The organism is Acinetobacter genomosp. 33YU (assembly GCF_001990725.1).
GTDB lineage: Bacteria > Pseudomonadota > Gammaproteobacteria > Pseudomonadales > Moraxellaceae > Acinetobacter > Acinetobacter seifertii.
This window is the reverse complement of record NZ_LFZQ01000001.1, coordinates 217994-242755: the sequence shown is the minus strand read 5'-3', so window position 1 is coordinate 242755 and position 24762 is coordinate 217994. Positions and strand designations below refer to the sequence as shown.

Genomic DNA, 24762 nt, shown 5'->3' with positions numbered 1-24762 from the left:
GGGTAGATTGAATGGCACAATTTTTTATTCATCGCCCCATCTTTGCGTGGGTGATTGCATTAGTCATTATGTTGGCGGGTATTCTCACGCTAACAAAAATGCCTATTGCACAGTATCCAACGATTGCACCACCGACAGTCACAATTGCTGCGACTTACCCTGGTGCATCGGCTGAAACCGTTGAAAATACCGTAACCCAGATCATTGAACAACAAATGAATGGTCTTGATGGCTTACGCTATATTTCATCTAACAGTGCTGGTAATGGTCAGGCATCTATTCAGTTAAACTTTGAGCAAGGAGTTGACCCTGATATTGCACAAGTTCAGGTTCAAAACAAATTGCAATCTGCAACTGCTCTTCTACCTGAAGACGTACAACGTCAAGGTGTAACTGTTACTAAATCTGGTGCAAGCTTCTTGCAAGTTATTGCATTTTACTCACCAGATAACAGCCTTTCAGACTCAGACATTAAAGACTATGTAAACTCGACAATTAAAGAACCGCTTAGCCGTGTTGCTGGTGTTGGTGAGGTACAAGTATTTGGTGGTTCATACGCAATGCGTATTTGGCTTGATCCGGCCAAACTAACAAGTTATCAACTCACTCCAAGTGATATTGCGACTGCGTTACAAGCACAAAACTCGCAAGTTGCTGTAGGTCAGTTAGGTGGCGCACCTGCCGTACAAGGTCAAGTACTTAACGCAACAGTAAACGCACAAAGCTTGTTACAGACTCCTGAGCAGTTTAAAAATATCTTCTTAAAGAACACAGCATCTGGTGCTGAAGTTCGTTTAAAAGATGTTGCTCGCGTAGAGTTAGGTTCTGATAACTACCAGTTCGACTCAAAATTTAATGGTAAACCAGCAGGCGGTCTTGCAATTAAAATTGCAACAGGTGCGAACGCACTAGATACAGCTGCTGCTGTTGAACAACGTTTATCTGAATTACGTAAGAACTATCCAGCAGGTCTTGCTGATAAATTGGCTTATGACACGACTCCATTTATCCGTCTTTCAATTGAAAGTGTAGTACACACATTAATTGAAGCTGTGATTTTGGTATTCATCGTCATGTTCCTATTTTTACAAAACTGGCGCGCAACGATTATTCCAACGCTTGCAGTTCCAGTAGTTGTATTAGGTACATTTGCTGTTATTAATATTTTCGGTTTCTCGATTAACACTTTAACCATGTTCGCTATGGTATTGGCAATCGGTCTTCTGGTCGATGACGCCATTGTTGTAGTCGAAAACGTTGAACGTGTAATGAGCGAAGACCATACCGATCCGGTTACGGCAACTTCTCGTTCAATGCAGCAGATTTCTGGTGCATTAGTGGGTATTACCAGTGTATTGACAGCGGTATTCGTACCAATGGCCTTCTTTGGTGGTACAACGGGTGTAATTTATCGTCAATTCTCGATTACTCTTGTAACAGCAATGGTTCTATCGCTAATTGTAGCGTTAACATTCACCCCTGCACTTTGTGCAACTATTTTAAAACAGCATGATCCGAATAAAGAACCAAGTAATAATATCTTTGCTCGTTTCTTTAGAAGCTTTAACAATGGTTTTGACCGCATGTCGCATAGCTACCAAAATGGTGTTAGTCGCATGCTTAAAGGCAAAATCTTCTCTGGCGTTCTTTATGCTGTTGTAGTTGCCCTTTTAGTATTCTTGTTCCAAAAACTCCCATCTTCATTCTTACCAGAAGAAGATCAGGGCGTTGTAATGACACTTGTTCAACTACCTCCTAATGCAACGCTTGACCGCACAGGTAAAGTGATTGATACCATGACAAACTTCTTTATGAATGAAAAAGACACTGTTGAGTCTGTCTTTGCCGTTTCTGGTTTCTCATTCACAGGTGTTGGTCAAAATGCTGGTATTGGATTTGTTAAGTTAAAAGACTGGAGCAAGCGTACATCACCAGAAACTCAAATCGGTGCATTAATTAAACGTGGTATGGCATTAAATATGATCGTTAAAGACGCATCTTATATCATGCCATTACAACTACCAGCGATGCCTGAATTGGGTGTAACTGCTGGATTTAACTTACAGCTTAAAGATTCAAGTGGTCAAGGCCATGAGAAACTGATCGCCGCTCGTAACACGATTTTAGGTCTTGCATCACAAGATAAACGCCTTATGGGTGTACGTCCAAATGGTCAAGAAGATACACCTCAGTATCAAATTAATGTAGATCAGGCTCAAGCTGGCGCAATGGGTGTGAGCATTGCTGACATCAACAATACAATGCGTATTGCATGGGGTGGTTCATACATTAACGACTTCGTTGACCGTGGTCGTGTGAAAAAAGTTTATGTTCAAGGTGATGCGGGTAGCCGTATGATGCCTGAAGACTTAAACAAGTGGTATGTACGTAATAACAAAGGTGAAATGGTTCCATTCTCTGCATTTGCTACTGGTGAATGGACTTATGGTTCTCCTCGTCTTGAACGTTATAACGGCGTATCATCGGTTAACATTCAAGGTACTCCTGCAACTGGCGTGAGCTCTGGTGATGCCATGAAAGCAATGGAAGAAATTATTGGTAAGTTACCATCTATGGGCTTACAAGGTTTCGACTATGAATGGACAGGTTTATCACTTGAAGAACGTGAGTCAGGTGCTCAAGCTCCATTCTTATATGCGCTTTCATTGTTAATCGTATTCCTTTGCTTAGCAGCATTGTATGAAAGCTGGTCAATTCCGTTCTCGGTTTTACTTGTGGTACCACTTGGTGTCATTGGTGCGATCGTATTGACTTACTTGGGTATGATTATTAAAGGAGATCCAAATCTCTCAAATAACATTTACTTCCAAGTAGCAATTATTGCGGTGATCGGTCTTTCTGCAAAAAATGCGATCTTGATTGTCGAGTTCGCAAAAGAACTGCAAGAGAAAGGTGAAGACTTGCTTGATGCAACTTTACATGCTGCAAAAATGCGTTTACGCCCAATTATCATGACGACACTTGCCTTCGGTTTCGGTGTACTTCCACTTGCTCTTTCAACAGGTGCTGGTGCAGGAAGTCAACACTCGGTAGGCTTTGGTGTACTTGGTGGCGTACTCAGTGCAACGTTCTTAGGTATCTTCTTTATCCCTGTATTCTATGTGTGGATTCGTAGTATCTTTAAGTACAAACCAAAAACCATAAACACTCAGGAGCATAAATCGTGATGCAAAAAGTATGGTCTATTTCAGGTCGTAGCATTGCGGTATCTGCACTTGCGCTTGCTTTGGCAGCTTGTCAAAGCATGCGCGGCCCAGAACCAGTCGTGAAAACCGATATACCACAAAGCTATGCATATAACAGCGCTTCTGGTACGTCTATTGCTGAACAAGGTTATAAGCAGTTCTTTGCTGATCCTCGTTTGCTCGAAGTGATTGACTTGGCTCTTGCCAACAACCGTGACTTGCGTACAGCAACGCTCAATATTGAACGTGCTCAAGAGCAATATCAGATTACAAAGAACAATCAGCTTCCAACTATTGGTGCAAGCGCTAGTGCGATTCGTCAAGTTACTCCAAGCAGTAATCCAAATAACCCCTACTCTACTTATCAAGTAGGTTTGGGTGTAACTGCTTACGAGCTTGATTTTTGGGGTCGTGTTCGTAGTCTAAAAGATGCTGCTTTAGATAGTTATCTTTCAACTCAAAGTGCTCGCGATTCGACTCAAATCAGTCTTATCAGCGAAGTTGCTCAAGCATGGTTAAATTATTCGTTTGCAACAGCAAACTTACGACTTGCAGAGCAAACACTTAAAGCACAGCAAGACTCTTACAATCTCAACAAAAAACGTTTTGATGTAGGTATCGACAGTGAAGTTCCATTACGTCAGGCACAGATTTCTGTAGAAACTGCGCGTAATGACGTAGCGAACTACAAAACTCAAATTGCCCAAGCACAAAACTTGTTGAACTTACTTGTGGGTCAACCAGTTGCACAAAACTTGTTGCCTACACAACCAGTAAAACGTGTTGCTCAGCAAAATGTATTCACTGCTGGTTTACCAAGTGACTTGTTAAACAACCGTCCAGATGTAAAAGCGGCTGAATATAACTTAAGCGCTGCGGGTGCGAATATTGGTGCTGCAAAAGCACGTTTATTCCCAACCATTAGCTTAACGGGTTCAGCTGGTTATGCATCAACTGACTTAAGTGATCTATTTAAGTCTGGTGGGTTTGCATGGTCAATTGGCCCAAGTTTAGATTTACCAATTTTTGACTGGGGCACTCGTCGTGCCAATGTAAAAATTTCTGAAACTGATCAGAAAATTGCATTGTCTAATTATGAAAAATCGGTTCAATCTGCGTTCCGCGAAGTGAATGATGCACTTGCTACACGTGCCAACATTGGTGACCGTTTAACAGCACAACAACGTTTGGTAGAAGCAACTAACCGCAACTACACACTTTCAAATGCTCGCTTCCGTGCTGGTATTGATAGTTACCTGACTGTTCTTGATGCACAGCGTTCATCTTATTCAGCAGAACAAGGTTTGTTATTGCTTCAACAAGCAAACTTAAACAACCAAATCGAGTTATATAAAACTCTAGGTGGTGGTTTAAAATCAAACTCTTCAGATACAGTGGTACATCAACCATCAAGTGCTGAACTGAAAAAGCAATAAGCTTTAATTCTGATTTTCATAAAAGCTCACTTCGGTGGGCTTTTTTATTGCAACTCATCTGAATATTTTTTATCTTGAATCTTTAAGAAATGTCGATTGATAAAAAACAATGTTATTAAGTAATTTAGAAAGCGTTCCAGGCCATCAAATTTTAAAACAACTCGATGTTGTGTATGGAAGCACTGTTCGTAGCAAACATGTAGGCCGTGACCTCATGGCAAGTTTAAAAAACATTGTGGGTGGTGAACTTACAGGCTACACCGAACTTTTAGAAGAATCCCGCCAAGAAGCCATGGATCGTATGATTGCCAAAGCCCAACAGCTTGGCGCAAATGCAATTGTTGGTATTCGTTTTTCAACGTCAAACATTGCTCAAGGCGCTTCCGAGCTATTTGTATATGGCACAGCAGTCGTTGTGCAACCTCAAACTCCACATCTACCAGATCCATTTAAAGTATAGGTAGAAAATGGACAATCTTATTTTTCAGCTTGTTGTTTTTCTCATTCTTTTTAGCATTGGATGGGCTTTTGGTCGCCATATTGAGCGAAAGCATTTGAATGAACTTCTAGAAAAAGAGCAACAATTTGCCCATATCAGAATTGATACCAACCGTTTTGCAACAAGTGATCAGTTGGGGCATTTTATTAGCAGTAATGTAGTCATTTCACATGACTATTTTAAATATGTATTGGCTTCTATAAAAAACATTTTAGGTGGACGTCTTAGCAGTTATGAAAGTATTGTTGAGCGTGCTCGCCGCGAAGCTATTATTCGTTTAAAACAACAAGCACATAGTGTAGGTGCGAACCATATTATGGGAGTTCGGCTGAGTACAACCGAACTCGGTATGCAAGGCGGAATGGTTGAGGTTTTTGCTTATGGTACAGCAGTCAAAGACTAGCACTGCCCCATAGCAGAAAAGTGAATACGTGGATTGCCAATATTTTTAGTTAAGTGTTGGCAAATTCCGGTAATTTTCCATTTATCCTGTTGTTTTGCCAAAGTAAAATAATAGCGACCAAAAGAATGAAAATAATCATTTTCCGAAAAACGGTAAATTTGATAATTACACTCTAGCCATGCTCGGTCTTGTTCAATCCGAATAAGAGGATTACTCAAATTGTGCTGTAATCGCAAATGCGACAAAGCTTGTTGCCGCGAACCTTTAAATTCATGACAAGACACCACACATAAAGGTTCTCCTCTAAACTGGAAATAGTCCACCTCAAGTTGATCGGCCAATAACTCATCAAACGCATCCCAATTTTTCTGGTCAAAGACCAATTGAAAACGCGTTACAACATCTAAAATACGATGGTAGTCTTGATCCATGGTGAACCTTCTATATGGGTTTTCCATCAATTTAGCACGGCGAAATCTCTTTTTTATTTCACTTTTGTTTTTCGTATCATTTTATAGAGTAATTTCGGGGACATACGAGAAACCATCACACCCAGTTTTTCTTTCGTGCCGCCCACTACTATATACTCTTGCCCTTGCATTAACGCCTTAACTGACTGTTCTGCAAAAACATCTGCTTCTAATCCATTTTCAATTGCTTCATCTTGATGGCCCTGAGGCTGCCCTGCACCATTTAATGCATTAAAAGAAACATTGGTTTTTACAAAGCCTGGGAAAATCACAGAAACTTCAACGCCCTGATCTGAAACTTCGGCACGTAAACTGTTGGCCCACATATGAATAGCAGCTTTAGCAGCCGAATAACTTGCACGGTATTGTGTCCCTAATAAGCCTGCTACACTAGACACAAATACAACTCGACCAGACTTTTGTTTGAGCATGGTCGGCAGCACAGTTTTAGTTAATGCGACTTGTGAGAAATAATCGACTTCCATAATGGCTCTTTCAGTTTCCATTGTGGTGTCCTGAATCAAAGCACGTTGACTTAAACCCGCATTATTAATAAGCCAATCAATTCGGCCTTTGGCTTTTAAAATCTGCTCATACGCTTCTTGAACTTGCTCTTGATTGGTAATGTCTGCAACTACAGATAGATGTTGGTCTGGATGCAGTAAACCAACACGGACTTCCTCTAACTCTTCAAAGCGACGTGAAGTTAAAATCACTTGAGCACCTTGCAAAGCAAACTCACCAGCTAAAGCTTTCCCTAAACCAGAAGATGCTCCCGTAATCCACACCACTTTATTTTGCAAAGTATCAAGTTTGGCCATTTTAACTTCCTATTATCTTTTTAAATTATGCTGCTTGATGCATGAAGGCCAAAAAGTGATTGATATAGTGAGTTGCTGTGGTCTGATCAACCTGCGTTCCCAATTTTTCCAAACGTTTATAGCCCAAATGCGTTGTCATATTAATGACCCCATTTAGGGTTTTATCGACAACCAAATTAAATTTTAAACGTTTTTTAGGTTCACGTACTAGGCTTGTTACGCCTAAATCCACAATTTGAATCAAGGTTTGAAAAGCTTCTTCTACGCTTTGCATATTACCCGCGCGTATTTGCTCGGTGAGTGTTTGGGCTTGTTGCACAAGTTGTTGGGTTATAGGGTATGTAATATAAACATCTTGCTCACGTTCTTTCATGAGTGATGTCATATAATCAACTAAAGGTAAAAGTCGCTCATTACCAAAAAAAGAGACTGACCAAGGCATATACTTTCGGAAAGTATCTAAAATTTGTTGAAGAACTTTCTCGGACTCATGACGCTGTTTCTCAGTCATAGCCGAGTTATCCTGCTCTGCCTGTAACAATACCGAGAACACCTGCTCAATAATTTCACAAGATAAATCAGAAAGAACACTACCCAGTACTTTGGATTGGCTTTCTTTTACCCCAGCGTGCAATTTCTCTCGAATCGCAGCAAATTGCGTATAGGTCGAGTCGGAAATTTTTAAGAAAACTTTGTAGCTCATGAGTTGCATCCCTTATCAATTCTTTTGTAATTTTTGTGCCGTGCCGCTACACGATTAAATTGTGTTCCATGCTTCATAAATCTACCGTTTTTTGAAAAAAATACAAAACCGTTTATCTGTTTTCAGCACATTAATTTCGAGGCATTTTTTTGCTACAATAGATGCAATTTTTTATGCATATTCGATCTAAGCTACTATGTCTGACGCTCAAACCGCTCAAAATATTGCCACCACATACGATCCAACCGAGATCGAAAAGAAGTGGTACAAAACGTGGGAAGAACAAGGTTACTTCAAACCTTCTGGTCACGGTGAATCATTCTGTATCATGATTCCACCACCAAACGTCACTGGTAGTTTGCATATGGGCCATGGTTTTAACAATGCCATTATGGATGCCCTTACCCGTTATAACCGCATGATGGGTAAAAACACTTTGTGGCAACCGGGTACTGACCATGCTGGTATTGCAACTCAAATGGTGGTTGAGCGTCAACTTGGCTTACAAGGTGTAACTCGTCACGACTTAGGCCGTGAAAAGTTCATCGAAAAAGTTTGGGAATGGAAAGAACAATCTGGCGGCACAATTACCAAACAAATTCGTCGTTTAGGTTCGTCCGTAGACTGGTCACGTGAACGCTTCACGATGGATGAAGGTTTATCAAACGCAGTTAAAGAAGTATTCGTTCGTTTGCACGAAGACGGTTTAATTTACCGTGGTAAGCGTCTTGTAAACTGGGACCCTAAACTTCAAACTGCCCTTTCTGACCTTGAAGTAGAAAGCAAAGAAGAAAAAGGCTCACTTTGGCACTTTAAATATTTCTTTGAAGATAAATCAGTTAAAACTCAAGATGGCAAAGACTATCTCGTAGTTGCAACGACTCGACCTGAAACATTACTTGGTGATACTGCTGTTGCTGTTCACCCTGAAGATGAGCGTTATGCACACCTTGTTGGTAAAAATATTGTATTGCCAATTACTGGTCGTTTAATTCCAATCGTTGCTGACGACTACGTTGAAAAAGACTTCGGTACTGGTTGTGTAAAAATTACCCCTGCTCATGACTTCAACGACTATGACCTAGGTAAACGCAATAGCTTGCCAATCATTAATATCTTCAACAAAAACGCCGAAGTTTTAGGCGAGTTTGAATATATTGCCAAAGCTGGCGAACAAATTTCTAAAACTATTACTGCACCTGCGGAATATGCTGGTTTAGAGCGTTTTGAAGCACGTAAAAAATTAGTTGCTCAAGCTGAAGCTGAAGGCTGGTTAGATCAAATCCAACCGTATGACTTAAAAGCGCCACGTGGCGACCGTTCAGGCGTGATCATTGAGCCATTACTCACTGACCAATGGTACGTAAAAATTGCGCCTCTTGCTGAACCTGCAATTGAAGCAGTTCAAGATGGCCGTATTAAGTTTGTTCCAGAGCAGTACAGCAACATGTACATGGCGTGGATGCGTGACATTCAAGACTGGTGTATTTCACGTCAACTTTGGTGGGGTCACCGTATTCCAGCTTGGTACGATGCGAATGGCAACATCTATGTGGGTCGTAACGAAGAAGAAGTACGTGCGAAAAATAACATCGCGGCTGACGTTGAACTTAAACAAGACGAAGACGTTCTTGATACATGGTTCTCATCTGCACTTTGGACATTCTCAACCTTAGGTTGGACTGGCGATGCACAAAAAGATGCAGCAAATGATTTCTTAAAAACCTTCCACCCAACAGATGTGTTGGTGACTGGTTTTGACATCATTTTCTTCTGGGTTGCCCGTATGATCATGATGACCCTACACTTCATGAAAAATGAAGATGGTTCATCGCAAGTTCCATTTAAGACTGTTTACGTTCACGGCTTAGTACGTGATGGTGAAGGTCAAAAAATGTCGAAGTCTAAAGGTAACGTACTTGATCCATTAGACTTGATTGACGGTATTGATTTAGAAAGCTTAGTTGCAAAACGTACAACTGGCCTAATGAACCCGAAAGATGCAGCGAAGATTGAAAAATCAACGCGCAAAGAGTTCCCAGAAGGTATTAATGCTTACGGTACTGACGCAGTTCGTTTCACGTTCTGTGCGCTTGCAAACACTGGTCGTGACATCAAGTTCGACTTAAAACGTGTTGAAGGCTACCGTAACTTCTGTAACAAAATCTGGAACGCGACTCGTTTCGTTCTGATGAATGTTGAAGGTCAAACTGTTGGTACCGACGCTCGCCCTGACCTTTGGGAACTTCCAGAACAATGGATTATGAGCCGTCTGCAAAAAGCTGAAGCTGCTGTACACCAAGCGTTTGCAACGTATCGTTTAGACCTTGCTGCTCAAGCGATTTATGACTTTATTTGGAATGAATACTGTGACTGGTACGTTGAGTTAACTAAACCAGTTCTAAACGATGCAGAAGTTTCAGAAGAGCGTAAAGCTGAAGTACGCCGTGTATTACTTGCTGTAATGGAAGCTTCTTTACGATTGGCTCATCCATTAATGCCGTATTTGACAGAAGAAATCTGGCAAACGCTTGCACCAATGCTTGGTCAAGGCGGCCCAACGATTATGACTGCTCAATACCCTATTCCTGAGCAAGCGAAAATCAATGAACAAGCTGAAGCAGATATGCAATGGCTTCAAGGTTTGATTGGTGCAGTACGTAACATTCGTGGTGAATTAGGCTTAGGTAATGCGCGCTTGTTGCCAGTATTACTTCAAAACACATCTGATGCTGAACGTGAACAAATCATTCGTATTGAAGCATTGTTCAAAGCACTAGCTAAAGTTGAAAGCATTGAGTTCTTGAATAAAGACCAAGAACCACCTTTGTCTTGCTCTAGCGTTGTTAGCCATGCATCGGTATTTGTACCAATGAAAGGTTTAATTGACCCTAAAGCTGAGCTTGCTCGTTTGCAAAAAGACTTGGATAAAATCCAAAAGCAACACGACCAAATCGCGGGCAAACTTGCAAACGAAGGCTTTGTATCTAAAGCACCAGCGGCAGTTGTTGAAGGTGAAAAAGCGAAGCTTGCTGAGTTTGCTGCTCAGTTAGAGAAAGTTAAAGCAAATATGGAGCAGATTGCTGCGCTTTAATCTTTAAAGTTCACAATTTAATCTGTAATATAAAGGGCTGATTATTCAGCCCTTTATTTTTGATAGTCTAATAATCTTGAATAACTTCTAAATAGATTTGGTCGTGCTCAGTATCGTAGAGAAAATCACATCCTACATATTCGATTACCATTTCGGATAAAAATCTAAAAGCTAAGTCATGCTCAGCCACATATTCATCCTCAAAATAATAACATTTATAACAATCTGCCCATTCTTGAATATCACCGTTCGCATCTAATAAATCATTAGCTTTAAGTCCTTCAAGATCTAAATATTCTGATTCATCTTCCTCATTAAAATATTCAAAAAATACAGGTGCGTTTATAATTTTTTGCTCTAATTCAGATAACTTACCTTCTATTTTAAAATCATCAACCATCTGAAAAACCGAGCGTACAAACTCCCCATACTGAAAAAATGAATATCCATATGTACCACCACTATCATAAGCAGCAAAAAATAATACCCATTCTGTTAAATTACTTTCTTTAAATCGCTTTGCCCATAATGAGTGATCATCCATTGCAGAAAATAAAAAATCTGCATGATAAATTATCAATACATTATTAAAAATCTTTAAACTTATACAATTATCATATCGCGTATCAAAATCCGCTCGCTCAGTCAAACTAACAACATTAATAGTTCTATTCTTCCAACCTGAAACTAATTCTATTGCATTTTCCAAGGTCCCATTAAATGGTACAACTAAACCACCAGCACTTATTCCCATAAAAAGTCTCTTTAAAATTTTATTCAATTCTAAATTTAATCACCACTCACAAACAATCAAAATACTAACAGAGTTTGGGATAGAATATGTTATGTCCGCTTTCTTTCTAGAAGAGGATTTAGGGAGAGGTTATAAAACTCCATGCCCCAACAACATCTCTACCCCACTCACCTTTTTCATATGCTTTAAACGCTCCTTTTCCCACTTTAACTGCTGCTTTAATTCAACACAGTCTGCATCTACAGCTTTATAAACATCACTAATGTGTACATGCTCTGCTTTTACATTCTTCGCTAACTGAAAAGAATCCAAAATCTCAGCAATTTGACTTTCAAGCTGCTGACTTTGTGCATCTAAAGCAAGTTTATAAAATCGCAACTGTTCGGCAGATAACTCTTTAGCGCCTAGCCCTTTATTCTGTTCAAGCTGTAACTGGAGTTTAAGTAAATAAAACAAATCCTGCTTTTCGTAGGCCTGACTGGCTTGTTGAAACAACTCAGTTTTTTCTTCTTTTTTGGTTTCATCTTGCTCACGGTCTGGGTGAATCATCGCGGCAATTTTTAAATAAACTGTTTTGAGTGACTGCGCTGCCATTTGCTCAGCTTGTTCACGTTTCTGTTGCTGTCTTTGCTGTTTGGCTTGTTCTCGCGCTTGTTGTTGCTCAGCAGCATACTGTTCAAAGTCTTCTTCTAACTCTAAACCTTGCTCAGCACTTTCTTCATATTCAGATTTTATTGATTGAGCTTTTTTATTCTTTTTTACCGACTCCCCCGCATGTTGCTCATAAAAGGTATCTATCTGCTTTACTAACTCCAACTGTTCAGTAGAGAGCATTTTGGAGCGCTTCAACATTTGTGCAAGCTGGGCAATTTTTTCATCTAGTTGTTGTATATCTGCTTTGGAAAACTCATGGCTATGCAGCATATTCCAGAGTTGCTCTAACTGTTGGAATAATACTTCATGCAAATCGCCATACACAGGCATCAGTTTTTGCCGTATGTGCTGTTGAATCTCGGCTTGTGCATTTTGCCATGAGCTTAGGCTAACTTTTTGCTGCTCTATTTTATCAATCAGGCGATTCAGTTTTTTCTGCTGTACAGACGGTTCAGACCTTTGCTGCAAGCTCACTTTGAGATCAAAGGACATACTCATCCACCTGAAAAAGAAAAAAGTGTAGCAATAATCAGATGAGGAAGGTAGCCAAGCATTCTTTAAATCAGAATCAGCCTATTCATTTTTAGAAAATAGAATGTGACTTATCTAAAGTTTATATCTTAAGAAATCCACCAAATCACTAATGGCAAGGTTACTGCGGCACATAGAGTTTGAAAGCTAATTACGGCTGCCATGAGCTGACTATCGCCACCCAAAACTTTGGTTAAAATGTAGGAAGCGGAAGCCGTCGGTAGTGCAAAGAAAATAACTAAAATTTGTGTTTGTAAACTTGGTAAACCAAACCACATACAGACTGCATAGGCCAAAGCAGGCACTGCTAAAAGTCGTGCAAATGTATCTGCTGCCAATACCACAATGTCTTTTTTAATTTGCATAAACTGCAAAGCTGCCCCCACACATAACAATCCTAGTGGCAAACTCGACACTGAAAAAAGCTTAATAAACTGAGTAAAGCCTTCCCAAATTGGGATATGAAGTGCATTGAATGCTGCCCCAACCACACACGATGCAATTAAAGGATTTTTAAGAAGTGCAATCAAAACAGGTTTAATTGCCATGTGTTCTTTAGAAGTTAAAGCAAGCACAGAAATAATATTTACAAGTGGAATGCAAAGCGCCAATAAAATTGCCAGAATTGCCATTCCTTCACTTTTAAAAAGCGAAGTCACTAAAGCCAAACCAATATAGGTATTAAAGCGAACCATACTTTGTACATGCACACCAAAACGTGCAGGCGGTATGTGCCAAAACATTCGAAATATGTATAAAAAGGCAGTCACTACTAAAACCACAATCAACATTGCAATAAAGGCTGTGCTCAAACTTTTTAAGTCAATTTTTGCGGTTGATAGCGTACTAAAAAGCAAAGCAGGAAATAAAATATAGTAATTGAGCTTCTCTGCCCCCGCCCAAAACTCATCGTTAAAAAAACGATATTTTTTAAATAAGTATCCCGATGCAATTAATGCAACTAAGGGAAAAAGAGATAAAACAATGCTATTCATTTCTTTACTCGAGTTTTGTTGAGGCTTGCTGTTTTTGGCAATAACCTTGGCTTACTCATATATTAAAGATAATGAAAACTCATGATAAAATGAGTTTTTACTCATAACAAATACAACATGACCTTTACCCAGCTTGAAATTTTCGCACTCATTGCTGAACTAAAAAGCTTTACTGCTACAGCAGAAAAGCTAGGAATTTCACAGTCGGCAGTTTCCCATGCGCTTAAATCATTAGAACAACAATGGGGCATTAACCTGATTTCAAGAACTCAAAGCGATATTGAGCTCACCACGACAGGTCAGCAGTTATTGACTCATGTAAAAGAGCTATTGAGTATTTCCGATACCTTAGAAAAAGAAGTGGCAGCGATCCATGGTTTAAACGAAGGCACATTACGTATTGGTTCTTTTGGGGCATCATCATCTATTTATCTATTACCTGAAATTTTAGAAACCTTTCGGCAGCGTTACCCCAAAATCGAGATTTATATCGATGAAGGTGAAGATAAAGAAGTTGCTCAGTGGTTATTAGAACGGCGCATTGAGGTCGGTTTCTTGATTATGCCAGATGAGCGATTCGATACATTCCCTTTAATTGAAGACCGTTTTGTGGCCCTAATTCCGAATGGTTACCCGCTCGCGCAACAACTCTATATTGATCCAGCACAGCTAGAAAATTGCCCTTTTATTATGACAATGGCGGGTAGTCGACATCAGGTCGAATTAATTTTAAAAAACTTTAATGTGAAGCCAGACATTAAATTTTATGTTTCACAAATTTTGAGTATTGTGAGCATGGTTCACAATCAGTTGGGAGTGTCTATTGTGTCTGATATGGTCATTACCAAAGAGCTACTCTCACTTTATCCAAACGTAGTTAAACGCCCTTTTAAACCGAACCTTAAACGCTCTATAGGCCTTGCAGTAAAAAATAAAAAACACATCAGTCCAGCAGTGAAAGCATTTATAGAAGTTGCTCAAGAGGTTTGGTCGAATCAATAATTTAGTCAGAATTTAATTTGTTTCATATTTTAATAACGAACTCATTTAGGTCGTTTTATAAACAAATTAGATGACTTTTATCATAAAAATGTGCCATAACAGCCTATTTTAAGCAAATTAACGCACCATTTATCGCCAAAAACTAATTTTACAATCCAAATTGGTGCGCTTATTGCATATTCACTTTTATGCAATTGAGTTTGTTTCGACAAACTTAGGTTTTTAGATTCCTTAAATCTATTTTGGTGCAATTTACAGACCCAGATTTGTTCCAAAATGGAATTTAGCACTTTTTTCGAGCATGCTATGCAAAATGTAGATCTATTTTTCTTATTACTTGGTGCAGTTTTGGTTCTAGCCATGCACGCAGGTTTTGCATTCTTGGAACTTGGTACCGTTCGCCACAAAAATCAGGTGAACGCGCTTAGTAAAATTCTGACTGACTTTGCCCTTTCTGCAATCGCCTATTTCTTTGTTGGCTATTACATTTCGTATGGCCAGCATTTCTTCCATGACGGCACAGCCCTAGCAAGTGATCATGGCTACAACCTCATGCGTTGCTTCTTTTTACTCACTTTTGCAGCAGCAATTCCTGCGATTATTTCAGGTGGTATTGCTGAACGTGCCAAAATGCGTTCACAAGCAATTGCAACACTCGCTTTAGTGGGTTTGGTCTATCCTTTTTTTGAAGGAATGGTTTGGAATGGTAACTACGGTCTACAAAAGTGGTTAGAAACGACTTTTGGTGCAGCTTTTCACGACTTTGCAGGTTCAGTCGTAGTCCATGCTATGGGCGGTTGGATTGCATTTGCTGCTGTAATTTTATTGGGTGCACGTTCTGGTCGCTATAAGAAAGATGGTCGCGTAAGTGCTCACCCTCCTTCTTCTATTCCATTTTTAGCACTTGGTTCATGGATTTTGATTGTAGGTTGGTTTGGCTTTAACGTAATGAGTGCTCAACGCCTTGATGCCATTTCTGGCCTAGTTGCTATTAATTCACTTATGGCAATGGTGGGCGGAACCATTACAGCAAATGCAATTGGGAGAAATGACCCTGGTTTCTTACATAACGGTCCTCTTGCTGGTTTAGTAGCAATCTGTGCAGGGTCTGATATTGTTCACCCTATTAGTGCACTTGTGATTGGTGGTGTAGCTGGTGCAATGTTCGTATACCTATTTACCTATACTCAAAATAAACTCAAAGTGGATGATGTACTAGGTGTATGGCCATTACATGGTGTTTGCGGCGCATTCGGTGGTATTGCCGTAGGTTTATTTGGTCAAAAGTGGCTGGGTGGTTTAGGCGGCGTATCTTTCATTTCTCAGTTGATTGGAACAGCACTCGCTATTGCCATTGCACTCGCTGGTGGCTTTATTGTTTATGGTTTACTTAAAGCAACTATTGGTATTCGTTTATCTCAAGAAGATGAGTTTAGAGGTGCAGATTTATCTATTCATAAAATCTCTGCCAACTCTGAAGAAGGTATGTTTTAATTCAGCGATTATGAAGCAGGATTTAAATATCCTGCTTCATACTGCGCTATATAAGTAAAACTTCTTAAATAAAAACACTAATTATTGATTAAAAAATATTCTTTTAAGTCTTTATTTAATCAATTTAGAATATTGAAAAATATATTAATTTTAATATTATCTTAAGATTTATAGATGAAATATTAAATAGTTTAAGAACAATTTAAGTTTTATTTTATGTAATGCCTTCAATTCGCGCTTAAATTGATGTTACAACACAATGAATCAACAAAAACATTTTTTTCAGCTTCAGCTTATTTTTCTTACCATCAGTTTTTTTATACTCTTATTTGTATTTCCAGTGGGTGGAAAAATTGATATGTATCTTATCCAACCTTGGATTGATTCAACTGGTCAATTTTTTAATCGGGAAAATTGGTATCTTGAAAGACTTAATCATCAAATCGTAAAAGATATTATTACTGCGGTTTATATTATGTTTTTTGGCCTCTGGCTTGCTTCATTTAAAGTAGAAAAGCTAAAAATATATCGCTGGCAATATGGTTATATGTTTTTTGTCAGTATGATCGGTAGCGGTGTTGTTGGTCTACTGAAGTCACAATCTGCTCATGCATGTCCTTGGAATATGGTTCATCCTAACAGTTTAGGTGGCTATATTTGGGACTTCACGGCGAAACACGGACATTGTTTCCCGGGTGGTCATGCTAGCGCAGGTTTTATCATCATGACTTGTTATTTTGTTTATCGCCTTGAAAAACCTAAACGTGCTTACTTTTATTTAATTGCAGGCATTTTATTGGGTTTTATGATGGGTTGGGCACAAATGATGCGAGGAGCACATTTTCTGAGTCATAACTTATGGACTGGTTGGGTCGTTTGGGCAGTCAATATTTTATTTTATGCAATTTGTATTCATCGCTTTGAGTTCGAAAAACAATTAAAACAAGAGCTTAGTTAAGCTCTTGTTTCATTTACATGTAGTACTTTAGGTAACTTCACTAAAACAGAAAGACCACCAAGCTCTAAACTCTTGTCGAGACTTAAAGTTCCACCAAGTCTTTGAGTTGCACGGTCTACAATTGATAAACCTAAACCACTTCCTACTTCTAGATGGTGGTGTACTCGATAAAAACGTTTAAGTACTTTATCGTAATTTTCAGGGTCTATACCTGCACCACTATCTTCAATTTGAATACATGCATAGTTATCTGGGTCGGTATAAACTGAAATGTTAATAACGCCTTGATGCGGTGTGTATTTAATCGCATTATCAATTAAGTTAAAAATAATCGAATGCACAGTAGGTTCAATACTATGCATCTCAACAGGATCATTTCTCACAAAGCCTAAATCGATTTCTTTTTGCATGGCTAAATTAACTAACTGCTCAACGCAATTTAAAGCCACATCATTAAGCTGAAAATAGCCTGTAGGTTCAACCATACTAAGCGTTACGTCTTGCTTTGCCAGTGCCAAAAGCTGTGTAACTAGATGCTGAATACGTGCCAATCCCTTGCTTAAGTTGTGCAACGACTCATGTTCAGGGAACTGACTTAGCAAAATCTTGGTTTGTAAGTTCAGTGCAGTAACAGGTGTTCGTAGTTCATGAGCAGCATCTGCAATGAATTGCTTCTGTTCATTTTGTGCTTTAGAAATACGGTCGAACAGACGATTCATTTCATCAATGGTAGGCAAAAGTTCCTGAGGATAATTATCCACCTCAATTGGTGTCAATTCCTCAGAATCTCGTTCCATTAACTCATTTTTAAAATCATCTATTGGTTTTAAACCACGACTAATAATAGCGGCCAAGGCAAATATCGCAAAAGGTAAAATAATTAAATAAGGAATGAACATGCTGCCCGCAAGCTCCCATGCGAAAGCTTCTCGAACACGTTCTTGTTGACTCACCTGAATTTGATAGTCTTTTAACGGTAGAACATATGTTCGGACTACACCCTCAGCGGTTTTATGTGAATAAAAACCAGCTTGCTCGACAGGAGGAACCAGTAAGTGAAGACGATGAGATAAATTAGCCTGATCTTTATAAGCCCAGATATCTAAAAATAAATCTTCTTCGTGGTAAGTTCGATGTAAGTCAAACTTGCTACTTACTGCTTTTAAGGGGTACTCAGCCGTTCTTTCGGCTAAGTACTGCATTTGAGTATCTAAAATTTCATCGACTTCTTGAAGTGCAACCTTATATGCACTAAAAATCAAAATACAACCTAAGATCACACTGAAGATTGAGGTGCCCCAAATCAGTCGCTTTTTTAGTGAATAATGCACGTTCATGAAGTCCCGAAATCTTAAATTATGATTGACCTAAACGGTAACCCAACCCTCGGATCGTTCGAATAAAGTCTTTACCCAACTTTGCTCTTAAATGATGGACATATACTTCAATCGTGTTGCTAGTCACATCACTATCAAAATCATATAACTTATCTTCCAAATTAGCTTTCGAGAAAATTTTATTTGGATGACTCATAAGCGGAATCAGAATTGCCCACTCGCGGTTTGATAAATCAATACGTTGCCCTTTAAATGTTGCAATATGCTGTTCAACATTTAAAACCAGATCACCACTTTCTAAGAGTTGATCTTGGCTCGCAAGTTGAGCCTCTACCCCTGTACGGCGTAATAACGCATGAATGCGAGCGAGTAACTCATCGAACTCATAAGGCTTAATTAAATAATCATCTGCTCCCAGATTTAAACCATCAACACGGTTTTGCAACTGGTCACGCGCAGAGATAATCAAGACTGGTGTAGCTGCTCTTTGACGGATCTGCTTTAACACCTGCATACCATCCATCATTGGCAAGCCTAAGTCTAAAAGAATGAGATCAAACTTATTCTTTGCCAGTTGGGCCAAACCATCTAAACCGTTATTGACCCATTCCACCTCGAATTGATGATATTGCAGCAACGTAGTCGTTGACTCTGCAATCATAAAATCATCTTCAATCATCAAGATTTTTGTCATGTTCTAGGCTCGCTTTAGTTTACATTGGCACAAGAGTGCAACATGTCGAGTTGAGGGTTGATGACCTGAGTTTTTACATCTAACAAACTTAACAAACTTGGGAATAAATTATCCTGACTTAACTTTTGTTTGGTTTGTTGGTTTAAACAATTTACTTGAGCAAGATTATGTTGTTTCCAGCCATCAGAGAACCACATAATCATTGGGATATGCGTTTGTTGGCTCGGTGCGATTGAATACGGTGAACCATGTAAATACATACCATGTTCACCTGTAGACTCACCATGATCAGATAAATACCAGAAACCTGTTTGATAATTCGATACTTCTTTTAAAGTATTAATCATTTGGTTCAATACATGGTCTGTATATACGATTGTATTATCGTAAGTATTTACGAGTTCAGCTGGCGAGCAACCCTGTATCGCATTGGTATCACAAGTTGGTTTAAATGGTTGGAATCCATCAGGTGCACGCTTGTAATATGCTGGCCCGTGGCTACCCATCTGATGTAATACAACTAAACGTGGACGCTTATCATCTTTTGGAATAGAAGCCAAATACTGTTTTAAGCTATCAACCAGAATGCCATCAAGACATTCATCATCTTTACACCACTTTTGCTTTAACTCTTCTGGAATTTGATATTGTTCAACGCGATCGCATGCACCTTTACAACCTGAGTTATTATCAATCCAAGTCACTTGATAGCCTGCACGTTTAGCAATATCCAGTAATCCTTCGCGGTGACCCGCTAATTGCTCATCATAATCAGCACGTGACATACCAGAGAACATACATGGCACAGAAACTGCTGTTGCCGTACCACAGGATGTCACTTGTGAAAAGTTTAAAATATCTTGTTTAGAAAGCTCTGGATTTGTATTTTTGGCATAACCATTAAGCGAGAAGCTTTCAGCACGTGCGGTTTCACCCACTACAAGCACCATAAGCTTAGGTAAATCTTTCTGAGTTTGCTGCACTTGATGAGCATCTTCACCATATTTCACAAGTGGAAGATTTTTCTTAGGTGCTTTTTTACGATAATAAGACATGACCGAAGAAATGGTATTCTGAGGTGATATCATTCCTTTTAAATCACGATGCTCTCTAAATATTGCTGCAAAATCGACATAATAAGTAAACAGCAAACCACCTACGACCGCAAATGCAAGAGCAATTGAAAGTACTTTTTTAAGTAAAAGCGGAAGTATTTTTTCTGATTTGAGTTTGACCTGAGTAATCAAAAATATAGGTAAAACAACAAAGAAAATAGTCCAGAGTGCAAAACGCAAAGAAAGTAAATCTGTAGCTTCAGAGACATCTGTTTGTACAATATTTTGAATTTGGTCAGGTGAAACAATCACACCCAAAGTATTTACAAAATATGAGCTAAATCCACCAATAAATACCAACAAAATGGCAAAAAATTTGGCCGTCCATTTCCAGTTTAAAATTTGTAAAGCTGCATAATAGGTAGCAACAACAATCACTACGGTAGCCGCTAAAAATAAGGTTGCTTTTATACCTAAATATGGTGTTAACAGGTGAACTTTCTTATAAAAACCAATATTTAGAATTGCTCCTAACCAAATGGCTATAATGACGTTGAACATAAACAGGGAAATCTGCTTATTTCTTAATTTAGAAAAAAAACTCAGCATCTCTGGTTACTACGACCTTTTTTATGATCTTCTAATGTAAAAATTGAAACTTAAAAATGACTTAAATAATAGAATGACCGGTATAAACCATTTTTAAGCGCTTAGTATTATTTAACTCAACTACAAATAAAAAGTCGAGGTTAACTAGAACCTCGACTTTTTCAGACTTAAATCTTTGAAAAATTAGAAGCTATATTTAGCCATTAAACCAATACGGTTATCTTTGTAAGACTGGCCCGCAAATGTATCACGCTTACCGTTGATATATTCAAGACCTAAGTCAATTGGCTTAACAGGTGAATAGATAACGTTGATCCAAGCTTGCTGAACTTTTTCATTACCAGCTGTATACGCTTTAGCATAATCAGTGCCATCATCAGCAAATTCTGCACCGTACGCTAAAGTTGAGCGTAAGTTAGGTAGAATTTTATAAGTACCACCTACTTGTACAGCAACAAATTTATTTTGCTCGATATTGTTATTTACCAATGTATAGGCAGCGTTACTACCGTATAAATAGCTACTATCACCAACTACATATGAAACATCAGCAAATAGTTTTAGAGGATCAGAAACTTTAAAGTCTGTACCCGCAGCAATACCCCAGCCAGTTTTATTATCATCACCAATTGATGATTTATAATTTTCCACTAAAGCACGAGCTGATGCAGAACCTCTACCGTCTGCATAACCTTGAGTAATTTTAGCAGTTAATGCAGGTAAGCTATACTTGATACTATCGCCAGTTGCCGCAGAAGTGCTATCGCCTTTTTCAGCAGAAATAAACAATTGTGTAGTTGGTCCTAACTTGTAACCATAGCGTACTTGCGGTACACGTTTAGTACCACCACCGACGTTTGTCGAGAAGTCGATCATTTCTGGTGCATGGCTTGATAAGAAATTAGATGTCGTTTGACCAAATAACCAGTCATTATACGTTAAGTAAGCATGGCGAATACGCAATGAACCATTTGAATCTGTTGTTGAACCAGCAAAGTCAACTTCGAGTTTACCGCCCACTTTAGCATCATTTACTGGAGCAGTAAAATCTAAACCAAGACGTGTAGTTTTAGCAGTTGCACGTAATTTATCGTGTGTTTTACCATCAGTCTTACTAACGTCAGCAAAGTCATTATCTGCACCTTCGATAATGTAGTTAGCATCACCACGAACAAAACCATAAAGGTTTACATCAGCACCAGCTTTAGATTTAAATCCAGCTAATGGCGAAGCTGGCGCAGCAACTGGTTGTGGCTGTGCTTTAACTTCAGCTAACTGTACTTGCTGTTGTTGCTGTACTTGTTGCTGCTGCTGTTGTACTTGACGCTGTTCTTTAACTAATGCTTTTAATGCTTCAACTTCTTGACGAAGTTTTTGAATTTCCTCTTTTTCAGAGGTTGCCGCATTTGCCCCACTCATCATTAAAGCTGTTACTGTAATAGCTAAACTTTTAACAACAAACGATTTACGATTAAGGAATAGATCCATCAAAAACTCCTAAAAATATATTTTATGTCGCTTATCCATGCCAAGTTGATTCGTGTGACCATTGAGCACTAAAAAATCAACTCTTCTCCAAATTTGATTGCATTAATTTTATTACCGCAATCAAAACCAATTTTAACGCTGGGTAAGATTAAAAATTCCAAATCAAAAACATCAAAACAGCTTTTTGTTTACAGAACTTTTACCTTAACTTCATGTTGTAACGAATCCTACACAACTCTCTTATCTTATAGAATGATTAAATCATTATTTCATTATTCTTTTTTAGACTTTAGGCTAATATACAGTCTAATTGAATATTCTTTTATCCAAATCGATTGATTCACATGATTTTTCTTGTTATCCGCATCCCTTTTCTCCATCTAGCCTCCATTTGCTATTCAAACAAGATGGCACAATTAATAAGCCATTTGAATAGCTAAAAATATACATTTTTAAAAGAATGACTAAATACATAACCACCATTTTTTAACATAACTTAAGCTGATTTAAGTCTCTTTATTTCATCGACTTAATATCATTTTTTATACAGTTTTTGTTGCTTTCCATACGTAAATAGGAATTAAAAATAGTACAGCAATAGTGACAATAGCTATCAAATAATGGAAATAACCAAGTACATCTCCAATAACACCACTCAAAGTATAAAGCCCACCACTTACGGTCGCCATGACCGAAACTTGGAAAGTAAAATCAGTGCCGGCATAGTTCTTTCGACTGTAATGCATGACTAAGGTTAACATTACAACGAGTAACATCGCGGCAAAGGCATCTTCTAAAGCATTTATAGTATAGATAAGCCATGCATTTATTTTTATCTTTTGCTCGTAAGCATAAGCCAAATAAACATAAGCACCTAAACTCATAATTTTTAATATTGAAAAACTAATTAATGTAGTTGGTCTAGAAAAATACTTTAATACCCACCCTGCAATAAATGCCCCCACTAAAGCAGCTACAGCGCCTAGCATAGTGATGTAAACACCAATTTGGGTAAAACTTAATCCCATATCAACCATTAAGGGTTTGAGTAACGGCCCAGCTAAGCCATCGGCCACTTTAAAAGTGATAAGTACCATTAACCAAGATCGAAGTTCTTTATTTTGAGAAAAATAACTCAAATAAGCCTTAATTTTGGTGACCAAATTTAGCTGGCTAGGTTCATTAATAGAATGAGAACTATGAACAGGTTCTTTAAATAGTAAAACCGGTAGCGTATTGACGAAGACTAAAGCAGCTAGTAATAAAAATGTCGGCTGCCATGACAACCAGTCTAGACACCACAGCACAGCTCCCCCACCCACGATAAAACCAAGCCGAGAACCTACCACTTGAAAAGTATTTCCCCAATGCTGCTGATCGTGTTGCAATAAATTAACAGCTAACGCATCGGTTGCAATATCTTGTGTTGCGCCCGTCAAGTTCATAAATAACAGTGCAATAAAAAATATAAATAAGTACAGCGGCTGATCTAAGGCTTGAATGGGAAAGAAAGATAAAACACAAAGTACGGCCACCGTCAAAAGCTGAGTAGGTAAAATCCAGCTTCGATAATGTCCTAAGCGTGAAATCGCATGACGGTCTACCCACGGTGCCCAAAATATTTTGATTGACCAAGGCAGCATGAGCAGCCCAAAACCACCAATATGTGCTAGTGATACACCTTGAGCTCTTAATATGACAGGCAAAGCATGTGTCATAAAACCAACAGGCAAACCTTGTGCCCAATATAGGGAAAATAGCAAAAGGTAAAGATTTTGCTGTCGGAACATATATACCTACTTTTATTTGTTTGTGCGGTAATCACATGAAATACCATGCGTGGTCTTACATTTTGCCAATGAAGCACAGATTTCAAAAGATTAAGATAAAACAAAGGATGATTTAAAACTTAAAAATATGGAACAACATTTCCCTACCCTCCCTCCAGAGGTACCTCAACGTGGTAATGCTTTAAGTCGAGCATTATTTAAGAAACTTTTTTTGGCTCAAGGTTGGACTATAGAAGGTGAAGTACCCAACTTTCCTAAAGCAGTAGCTATCATTTCTCCCCATACATCTAATATTGATGGCTGGTATGGTTTTCTTGCCATTTTTGGATTGGGTATTCAAATTACGGTACTAGGCAAAGACAGTCTATTTAAGCCACCGTTTAAACGCGCTCTAGATTGGGCAGGTGTTATTCCTGTAAAACGTGACTCAGCCAATGGACTGACGGAACAAGTTGTTGCCACGATTCAAGACTATGACAAAATTTGGATTGGCATGGCACCTGAAGGCACACGTAAGAAAGCAAAAAAAATGAAGAGTGGTTTTTATCATATTGCTGCAAAAGCCAATATTCCGATTGTGATGTTTTCTTTTGATTATGATCGTAAAACTATTCACTGCCTAGGACACTTAAATCCTAGTGGTAACTATGATGAAGATCTACAAAAGATTTTTGAGCGTTATAAAGGAAAAATGTCACCGAAAAATCGTAATTGGCTTGCGGAGCCTTTACAAAATCTTGTGAAAAAAACCTAGCAAAAATTGAACGAA

At 38.6% G+C, this 24762-nt stretch carries 20 protein-coding genes and 1 pseudogene; 9 read left to right on the top strand and 12 right to left on the bottom strand.

Annotated features, from left to right (window positions below):
* Positions 1–11: 11 nt before the first annotated feature.
* The 4 genes from adeJ to AC056_RS01155 all read left to right on the top strand — a co-directional run bounded on the left by adeJ (position 12) and on the right by AC056_RS01155 (position 5544).
* Positions 12–3188, top strand: coding sequence for a multidrug efflux RND transporter permease subunit AdeJ (adeJ, locus tag AC056_RS01170; RefSeq protein ID WP_077162484.1), 3177 nt, complete (start codon positions 12–14; stop codon positions 3186–3188).
* Entirely contained in the window at positions 3188–4642 is a 1455-nt protein-coding gene (adeK, locus tag AC056_RS01165; protein ID WP_004705863.1) for a multidrug efflux RND transporter outer membrane channel subunit AdeK, read from the top strand. The genes adeJ and adeK overlap by 1 nt, the downstream gene beginning before the upstream one ends.
* 109 nt (positions 4643–4751) lie before the next feature.
* Positions 4752–5102, top strand: coding sequence for a YbjQ family protein (locus AC056_RS01160; RefSeq protein WP_019457194.1), 351 nt, complete (start codon positions 4752–4754; stop codon positions 5100–5102).
* 7 nt (positions 5103–5109) lie between these two features.
* Positions 5110–5544: a YbjQ family protein gene (locus tag AC056_RS01155; protein ID WP_077162483.1), complete on the top strand. Its 435-nt coding sequence runs from the start codon at positions 5110–5112 to the stop codon at positions 5542–5544.
* On the opposite strand, the gene AC056_RS01150 is transcribed toward AC056_RS01155, so the two are convergent.
* The 3 genes from AC056_RS01150 to AC056_RS01140 are packed head-to-tail and all read right to left on the bottom strand — an operon-like array spanning position 5541 to position 7538.
* On the bottom strand, positions 5541–5975 hold the full coding sequence (locus AC056_RS01150) for a nuclear transport factor 2 family protein (protein ID WP_004705860.1): 435 nt from the start codon (positions 5973–5975) through the stop codon (positions 5541–5543). The genes AC056_RS01155 and AC056_RS01150 overlap by 4 nt on opposite strands.
* A gap of 53 nt (positions 5976–6028) precedes the next feature.
* On the bottom strand, positions 6029–6835 hold the full coding sequence (locus AC056_RS01145; RefSeq protein ID WP_077162482.1) for an SDR family NAD(P)-dependent oxidoreductase: 807 nt from the start codon (positions 6833–6835) through the stop codon (positions 6029–6031).
* A 25-nt stretch (positions 6836–6860) separates the two neighbouring features.
* Positions 6861–7538, bottom strand: coding sequence for a hypothetical protein (locus AC056_RS01140; RefSeq protein ID WP_077162508.1), 678 nt, complete (start codon positions 7536–7538; stop codon positions 6861–6863).
* A 196-nt stretch (positions 7539–7734) separates the two neighbouring features.
* Here AC056_RS01140 and AC056_RS01135 point away from each other — a divergent pair, with 196 nt between their 5' ends.
* Entirely contained in the window at positions 7735–10632 is a 2898-nt protein-coding gene (locus AC056_RS01135; protein WP_077162481.1) for a valine--tRNA ligase, read from the top strand.
* Positions 10633–10699: 67 nt separating this feature from the next.
* Here the strand turns inward: AC056_RS01135 and AC056_RS01130 are convergent, their stop codons facing one another.
* The 3 genes from AC056_RS01130 to AC056_RS01120 all read right to left on the bottom strand — a co-directional run bounded on the left by AC056_RS01130 (position 10700) and on the right by AC056_RS01120 (position 13566).
* Positions 10700–11386 carry a hypothetical protein gene (locus AC056_RS01130; RefSeq protein WP_077162480.1) on the bottom strand — a complete coding sequence of 229 codons (687 nt, stop codon included), beginning with the start codon at positions 11384–11386 and terminating at the stop codon, positions 10700–10702.
* Positions 11387–11515: 129 nt separating this feature from the next.
* Positions 11516–12532 carry a molecular chaperone DnaJ gene (locus AC056_RS01125; protein WP_139344612.1) on the bottom strand — a complete coding sequence of 339 codons (1017 nt, stop codon included), beginning with the start codon at positions 12530–12532 and terminating at the stop codon, positions 11516–11518.
* A 128-nt stretch (positions 12533–12660) separates the two neighbouring features.
* A complete protein-coding gene (locus AC056_RS01120; RefSeq protein ID WP_077162479.1) occupies positions 12661–13566 on the bottom strand; it encodes an AEC family transporter in 906 nt (301 codons plus the stop codon).
* Between the two features lie 117 nt (positions 13567–13683).
* Between AC056_RS01120 and AC056_RS01115 the strand changes: the two genes are divergently transcribed.
* The 3 genes from AC056_RS01115 to AC056_RS01100 all read left to right on the top strand — a co-directional run bounded on the left by AC056_RS01115 (position 13684) and on the right by AC056_RS01100 (position 17020).
* Positions 13684–14568, top strand: coding sequence for a LysR family transcriptional regulator (locus tag AC056_RS01115; protein ID WP_077162478.1), 885 nt, complete (start codon positions 13684–13686; stop codon positions 14566–14568).
* Between the two features lie 306 nt (positions 14569–14874).
* Complete coding sequence (locus tag AC056_RS01105; RefSeq protein ID WP_077162506.1) at positions 14875–16062, top strand: ammonium transporter; 1188 nt, start codon at positions 14875–14877, stop codon at positions 16060–16062.
* A gap of 259 nt (positions 16063–16321) precedes the next feature.
* Positions 16322–17020, top strand: a complete 699-nt coding sequence (locus AC056_RS01100) for a phosphatase PAP2 family protein (protein WP_077162476.1) — start codon at positions 16322–16324, stop codon at positions 17018–17020.
* Here the strand turns inward: AC056_RS01100 and AC056_RS01095 are convergent.
* From AC056_RS01095 to AC056_RS01070, 6 genes and pseudogenes are all read right to left on the bottom strand, one after another.
* Positions 17017–18351: an ATP-binding protein gene (locus AC056_RS01095; RefSeq protein ID WP_077162505.1), complete on the bottom strand. Its 1335-nt coding sequence runs from the start codon at positions 18349–18351 to the stop codon at positions 17017–17019. The genes AC056_RS01100 and AC056_RS01095 overlap by 4 nt on opposite strands.
* A gap of 25 nt (positions 18352–18376) precedes the next feature.
* Positions 18377–19051, bottom strand: coding sequence for a DNA-binding response regulator PmrA (locus AC056_RS01090; protein ID WP_004705846.1), 675 nt, complete (start codon positions 19049–19051; stop codon positions 18377–18379).
* Positions 19052–19065: 14 nt separating this feature from the next.
* The gene (locus tag AC056_RS01085; protein ID WP_077162475.1) at positions 19066–20715 is read right to left on the bottom strand and encodes a phosphoethanolamine transferase; all 1650 of its coding nucleotides are present in this window, start codon (positions 20713–20715) and stop codon (positions 19066–19068) included.
* 183 nt (positions 20716–20898) lie between these two features.
* Positions 20899–22203, bottom strand: coding sequence for a DcaP family trimeric outer membrane transporter (locus AC056_RS01080; protein WP_077162474.1), 1305 nt, complete (start codon positions 22201–22203; stop codon positions 20899–20901).
* Positions 22204–22475: 272 nt separating this feature from the next.
* Positions 22476–22665: pseudogene (locus AC056_RS19655) on the bottom strand (hypothetical protein).
* An 80-nt stretch (positions 22666–22745) separates the two neighbouring features.
* Positions 22746–23993, bottom strand: coding sequence for an MFS transporter (locus AC056_RS01070; RefSeq protein WP_139344611.1), 1248 nt, complete (start codon positions 23991–23993; stop codon positions 22746–22748).
* Between the two features lie 127 nt (positions 23994–24120).
* Here AC056_RS01070 and AC056_RS01065 point away from each other — a divergent pair, with 127 nt between their 5' ends.
* Positions 24121–24747 carry a lysophospholipid acyltransferase family protein gene (locus AC056_RS01065; RefSeq protein ID WP_077162473.1) on the top strand — a complete coding sequence of 209 codons (627 nt, stop codon included), beginning with the start codon at positions 24121–24123 and terminating at the stop codon, positions 24745–24747.
* The last annotated feature ends 15 nt before the right edge of the window (positions 24748–24762 follow it).